This window comes from Meiothermus sp., assembly GCF_025056915.1.
Taxonomy (GTDB): domain Bacteria; phylum Deinococcota; class Deinococci; order Deinococcales; family Thermaceae; genus Meiothermus.
This window is the reverse complement of the sequence record NZ_JANWVH010000117.1, coordinates 1-5,981: the sequence shown is the minus strand read 5'-3', so window position 1 is coordinate 5,981 and position 5,981 is coordinate 1. Positions and strand designations below refer to the sequence as shown.

General features: G+C 60.0%; 5 protein-coding genes and 1 pseudogene. 1 reads left to right on the top strand and 5 read right to left on the bottom strand.

Annotated features, from left to right (window positions below):
- Positions 1–493 precede the first annotated feature (493 nt).
- Positions 494–1,297 (bottom strand): 5'/3'-nucleotidase SurE, encoded by an 804-nt coding sequence (surE, locus tag NZN28_RS13585; protein WP_295399031.1) that lies wholly within the window; start codon positions 1,295–1,297, stop codon positions 494–496.
- A gap of 313 nt (positions 1,298–1,610) precedes the next feature.
- Here surE and NZN28_RS13580 point away from each other — a divergent pair, with 313 nt between their 5' ends.
- Positions 1,611–2,060 carry a hypothetical protein gene (locus NZN28_RS13580; RefSeq protein WP_295399029.1) on the top strand — a complete coding sequence of 150 codons (450 nt, stop codon included), beginning with the start codon at positions 1,611–1,613 and terminating at the stop codon, positions 2,058–2,060.
- Between the two features lie 348 nt (positions 2,061–2,408).
- On the opposite strand, the gene glpX is transcribed toward NZN28_RS13580, so the two are convergent.
- The 4 genes and pseudogenes from glpX to NZN28_RS13560 form a co-directional block, all read right to left on the bottom strand.
- Positions 2,409–3,377, bottom strand: coding sequence for a class II fructose-bisphosphatase (gene glpX, locus NZN28_RS13575; protein WP_295399033.1), 969 nt, complete (start codon positions 3,375–3,377; stop codon positions 2,409–2,411).
- Between the two features lie 226 nt (positions 3,378–3,603).
- Positions 3,604–4,221, bottom strand: a complete 618-nt coding sequence (hisIE, locus tag NZN28_RS13570) for a bifunctional phosphoribosyl-AMP cyclohydrolase/phosphoribosyl-ATP diphosphatase HisIE (RefSeq protein ID WP_295399027.1) — start codon at positions 4,219–4,221, stop codon at positions 3,604–3,606.
- Positions 4,222–4,273: 52 nt separating this feature from the next.
- Positions 4,274–5,050 (bottom strand): imidazole glycerol phosphate synthase subunit HisF, encoded by a 777-nt coding sequence (gene hisF / locus NZN28_RS13565; RefSeq protein WP_295399025.1) that lies wholly within the window; start codon positions 5,048–5,050, stop codon positions 4,274–4,276.
- Between the two features lie 586 nt (positions 5,051–5,636).
- A pseudogene (locus NZN28_RS13560) lies at positions 5,637–5,981 on the bottom strand (RNA methyltransferase); the annotation flags it as partial.

Genomic DNA, 5,981 nt, shown 5'->3' with positions numbered 1-5,981 from the left:
GAACAGAACAGTGGCCGCCTGGAAACTCGAACACATGCGTCTCGGCCCAGACGCAACGCAGACAAGCGTGCCTCACCTCGGTGAGGCACGTCTCTTTGTCCCTTCTCGTTTTCGTGGGCGGCCTCGTCTGTGAAGAGCGCGATAAGGCGGTTAGGTGGCCTCTCAAGGCTCAGCCTCACTGCAAGGCAATCAAGGAAGTGAAGCGAAACCCCTGCCCTTGACCCGCTTACTCCCAAGCCCCCGCTCCCTGCTTCACCACGCCAATCAGATGTGAAGGGTTTAAGCAAAGTTGGCGTCAGGGGTACGGTCTGCGTCTCTGCAACCCCGCAAGATTCACACCGCCCCCATACCCAAGGGAAGGCTCGGCTGGCTCGCCGACCCTAACCTGTTTGCGGGAGGTCGGGCATAGGCCCCACCCGCCCAGCTACGAAGAGACGGCATCGTTGTTAATCCTGCAATGGGGCGTGTGAAGCAACAACTTTACGGCGGTGAACTAACCGCGTTGGCTTCTTTTGCGTTTTCCCCTCGGGCCAGCAGCGGCCCTGCCGGTTCGCAGGCTGAACCTGCGCTCGAGTTCAACGGCAAAGGCGTGGTTGGTGTAGTCGAGGGTAATGGGTGTGACCGAGATAAAGCCGTTCTGAACAGCCCAGAAATCGGTGCCTTCCTCCAGCTCGGCAGTGGGCTTGCCCGCCACCCAGTAATAGGGCCGCCCATCGGGATCCTCCCGCTCCACAATGGAATCCTCGTAGCGGTGGGTGGAGAGTCGGGTAATTTTGACCCCCAGGGGCGTGCGGTTGGGAAAGTTGACGTTGAGCAAGGTTTTATGGGGCAAGCCATGTTTCAGCACCCACCGCACAATGGGCACCGCGTTGCGGGCCGCCTCCTCGAAGTGCAGCTCCTCGCCCGAGGCGTCCAGGCTAAAGGCGATGGAAGGAATGCCGAGCGAGGCGCCCTCCAAAGCCGCTGCAACAGTTCCCGAGTGGGTCAGGTCGAGACCCATATTGACCCCAATGTTGATGCCCGAGACCACCAGATCGGGCCATCCCAGCAGCCGGCTGCCCAGCACCACACAGTCCGCCGGCGTGCCGTCCACGCGATAGGCGGGAATCTCACCAAACCCTGCCGAGGCAGTGTGCTTGAAGCGAAGCGGCCTGCGAAAGGTGATGCTGTGCCCCACCCCGGACTGCTCCACATCGGGGGCCACCACATTTACTTCGGCAATCTCCCGCAACGCAAAGGCCAGAGCCTTGATTCCTGGCGAAAAAATCCCGTCATCGTTGGCAACCAAAATTCGCATACAGGTCTAGCCTATCGTCAAAAGGCTCGAGCGCAAAGGGCCCGCGTTTGATGTGCAGAACGGCGACGCACAAAACCCCTTCTACTAGTCCATGGACAGTTGCACGTTCACAAGTCTCGGACCGGAACAGATTCCTGGGGCTCAGGCCTCCTCGGGCATATTTGGCGCTTATCTATTTGGTTCGATGGCCCTTGTCGCCATTCCAGCCACTCTCGGTCAACGGCAAGACGCTGAGAGGGCCTCCAGGAAAAGCGGCCATTCATCACAGCCGCCAGCCGGAAAAGCCCCGTATACTCATCACGGAGGTTTGGCTATGCGCAAATGGCTGGTTTTGGCAATCTTGCTGCTCACCCCGGCTTTCGCCCAGAGCGTTCAGGTCACCGCCGGTAGCCCTTTTGGCGTCAATGCGGGCATCCGCCTGCCCCTGGTACCTTTCCTGCTGGATGGGCGGGTGTATGCGGGGGCCAACTTTTTCACCGGTGGCCCGGTCTCTTTGGGTGGCGGCGCCGACGTGTTGGTCACGGTGCCCCTAACCGACCTGTACGCGGGGGCGGGTCTGTTTTATGCCTCGGGTTCTACGGTATCTTTGCTGGCCCAGGGTTCTGCCAGCGGAGGCTTGGGGGCCAGGGGCGTGGTTGGAACCTACCTGAACGTGGGCCTGCCCCTTATCGGTATTTTTGTTGAGGTGCACCCCATGTTGTTTTTCTCGGGCTCCAGCACATTTGGCTTAGGGGGCGCGGTGGGCGTCAACATTGGTTTTTAGCCGTTCTTTCGCGCCCTTCGCAGACGTGGCCGCCCACGAAAACGAGAAGGGACAAAGAGACGTGCCTCACCTTGGTGAGGCACGCTTGTCTGCGTTGCGTCTGGGCCGAGACGCATGTTTTCGAGTTTCCAGGCGGCCACTGTTCCTTACAGGACAAAGCTTTTCACAGTTGAATGGCGGTTGGATCGAACCTACCCAACTCGAACACTTTGCAAACTGCAGGCCGCAGTGAGGCATGGTGCGGGGTTTGGGGTAGGAGGCAAATGCTGGAGGGCCATTTCCTAACCTAAGACCCCCCATTCCCTCCTTGTGTATGGTCGAAAGTTGCTGACGCAGCTCAAGGGGGCCTCAGACCCGTATATTGACCCGTGCACCACTTTCAAAAAGGTGTATCGAGTCTATGAAGCGCACTACCCTGGTCTGATAGCCCATCACAATTGAATGGGTGCGGGCTCCACCGCCAAAATAGCGCACCCCTTCGAGCAATTCCCCGTGCGTGATGCCGGTGGCCGAGAAAACAATCTGCTTTCCAGGGGCTAGGTCGTTGGTGCGGTAGATTTTCTTTTCGTCGGCGCCCATGGCTTTGAGGCGCTCGAGCTGGGCCTCGTTTTCCGGCAAGAAACGGCCCTGAATCTCACCGCCCATGCACTTGAGGGCCGCTGCGGCCAGTACCCCTTCGGGGGCGCCGCCGCTGCCCATCATGGCGTGAACGCCGGTGCCCCGCACGGCGACCGAAACCGCGGCCACTACGTCGCCATCGGTGATGAGCTTGACCCTGGCCCCGGCCTCGCGCACCTCTCGAATCAGTTTTTCGTGTCGGGGCCGATCCAGGATGACCACCACCAGGTCTTCCACCTTGCGCTGAAGGGAGTCGGCAATAATTCGGAGGTTGGCCTCTACGGGAAAGTCCAGGTTCACCTTGCCCGCCGCCGGAGGGCCCACCACCAGTTTTTGCATGTACATATCGGGGGCACCCACCAGCCCGCCTTTTTCGCTGATGGCGATCACGGTAATGGCGTTGGGGAGACCTTTGGCGGTGATGGTGGTCCCCTCGACCGGATCAACTGCAATGTCCACTTCTGGGCCGCCGCGCCCCAGGATTTCGCCAATGTAGAGCATGGGGGCCTCGTCCATCTCCCCCTCGCCAATCACCACGCGCCCCCTGATGGGCAGCTCCGACAGCACCTCGCGCATGGCCTGGGTTCCGACCCCATCCACCTCGTCTTTTTTGCCCATTCCGGCCAGCCGGCTGGCCGCCAGGGCGGCCTGTTCGGTAACCCGGGCTATTTCCAGCACCAAGAGCCGCTCAATGTCCATTTCGGTCTCGAGTTCCATGACCAGAGCTTACCAAGCTTTATGCAGGGCTTGGGTTTGGTAGTGCTTCCAGGAGCGGCTTTATCGTGCCCTTCACAGACGTGGCCGCCCACGAAAACGAGAATGCGTCTGGGCCGAGAGGCATGTTTTCGAGTTTCCAGGCGGCCACTGTTCTGTCCAGGACAAAGCTTTCTTATAGTCGAATGGCTCCGAATATGTGAAGAGCGCTCTATGGTTTGTGGCGGCTCCAGAGCGTGTGGGCCAGGTCGGTGGGGGTGATGCCGCGCTCGGCCAGGGCCAGCAGCAGATGAAAAAGCAGGTCTGCGGCCTCCCACTCGAGTTCTTTTGGGTCCGGGTTTTTGGCTGCTATAATCACTTCACCCGCTTCTTCCCCGATTTTCTTGAGCACCCGATCGAGGCCGGCCTGATGCATTTTGGCCACATAGGAGCCTTCGGGAAGCGTCTTCAGGCGCTGCTTGATGGTGCGGAAGACCCGCTCCAGCACCTCGCCCAGGGGTGGGTGGGCCGGTGGAGTGAGGGGATCATGGAAGCAACTTTCGGCCCCGGTGTGGCAGGCCGGGCCGTGTGGGATAACCTTGTATAAAACGGCATCCTGGTCGCAGTCGAGGGCCACCTCGAGCACCTCCTGGGTGTTTCCAGAGGTGAGGCCCTTGACCCATAGCTCTCCCCGGCTGCGGCTCCAGAAGGTGCTCTGGCGGGTTTGCAGGGTCTTTTCCAGGGCTTCACGGTTGGCGTAAGCCAGGCTGAGTACCTGGCCCGTGCGAACATCCTGCACAACAACCGGAACCAGCCCACTGGCGTCAAATCGCACGTCGTCAAGATTCATAAGAGTACCAGGCCCCTATTTTCGACGGGTGGGAGGAGGATTGCAACACCCTCTACCGAGGCGCAAGGGCTGGCTCAATCCGTACCGGAATGCCCCTCTGGGCCAGGTAAGCCTTGAGCGCCGGAATGGGAATCTCGCCAAAGTGAAATACGCTGGCGGCCAGGGCAGCGTCGGCGATGCCGTCCTGCAAAACTTCGGCAAAATGGGCCGGGCTTCCCGCGCCGCCAGAGGCAATAACCGGGATGCCCACCACTTGCGACACGGCCCGGCACAAATCCAGGTCGAAACCCGCCTTGGTGCCGTCGGCATCCATGCTGGTGAGCAGGATTTCCCCCGCCCCCAGCAAAGCCCCTCTTTCGGCCCATTCAAGCACATCCAGGCCGGTGGGGGTGCGGCCCCCGGCCACATAAACCTCCCAGGAGGTTCCCTTTCGTCGTGCGTCAATGGCCAACACCACCGCCTGGTTGCCGAAGTGGTCGGAAAGCGCCTGTATGAGCTCGGGTTGACGCACCGCAGCCGAGTTTATCGAGACCTTATCGGCCCCGGCCCGCAGCAGGGCTTGGGCATCCTCGAGGCTGCGGATTCCTCCGCCCACCGTAAAGGGAATGAAAACCTGCTCAGCTACCTGCGTGGCAATCTCGAGCATAATGCCGCGTTCTTCGTGGGTGGCGGTAATGTCCAGGAAAACCAGCTCGTCGGCCCCGGCCTGGTTGTAGGCTTTAGCCGATTCAACCGGGTCGCCGGCGTCCCGCAGGTTCACAAAGTTGATACCCTTGACCACCCGCCCCGCATGAACATCCAGGCAAGGAATAATCCGCTTCGCCAACACGAAGCTGATTGTCGGAGATTGGGCGGTAAAGCGCAAGGGTAAAGCGCTCTTCACATCTTATCCACTCAAGTTCGAGAAAGCCTGGTTCTGAACAGAACAGTGGCCGCCTGGATGGGCGGCCACGTCCATGAAGAGCGCGATAAGGCACAGACCTCTCGCCTTCCCAAGCTCAACTTGTTACACAGTGGTAAAGATGCGCATCCACGCCAACAGAATCGAAAGAGCGATAGCCCTCAAGCCCCTCCCTACCGCGTAGGGAGGGTTGGGGAGGGTACTAGGCATGGCCTTCAATTTGCTGATTGCATAAAAGGCTAGGTCGCAACCCCCACCTGGCCTCCCCTGCGAGGTAGGGAGGTACTTAGCGAGTCCAAGCTAAGATTTGCTTGATTCGCCCAGCGTGCGGGTGTGGTTGTAAGGGCATTTATGCGACGCTGTGCTCGTGGATTCTTGAAAGGTTTTTGTACACCGGTAGTTGATGCAGGTGGAGCAAACGCGCCTGGGCTATCTTGTCCCCTGCATTCATAAGCCTTGCGCCGTGACAGATTCCTGGTTGGCGAACACTCCCGGGCATCAATGGAGCGTGTGGCTACCGCATTAGCAAGCTCAGAACCTCGACGTGGTGTGTAAAAGGGTAAAAGTCGTAGGGTCGCACAAAACCAAGCCGATAACCTGCCTGCACCAGCCTGCCCACATCCCTGGCCCAGGTGGCCGGGTCGCAGCTGATGTAGAGAATCTGGGCCGGCTGGCCTTCGAGCAGAGCCCCCAGCACCTCAGGCGAAAGCCCAGCCCTTGGCGGGTCCACCATGACCAAATCGGCGGGCAGGTGCTTTGCCAGAACGCGGGCATCGTCCTGTTTGAAAACCAGGTTCTGCACCCCCAACCGGTTCCGGTCGGCTTCACCGCGCTTGACGGCGTTGCGGTTGATTTCAAT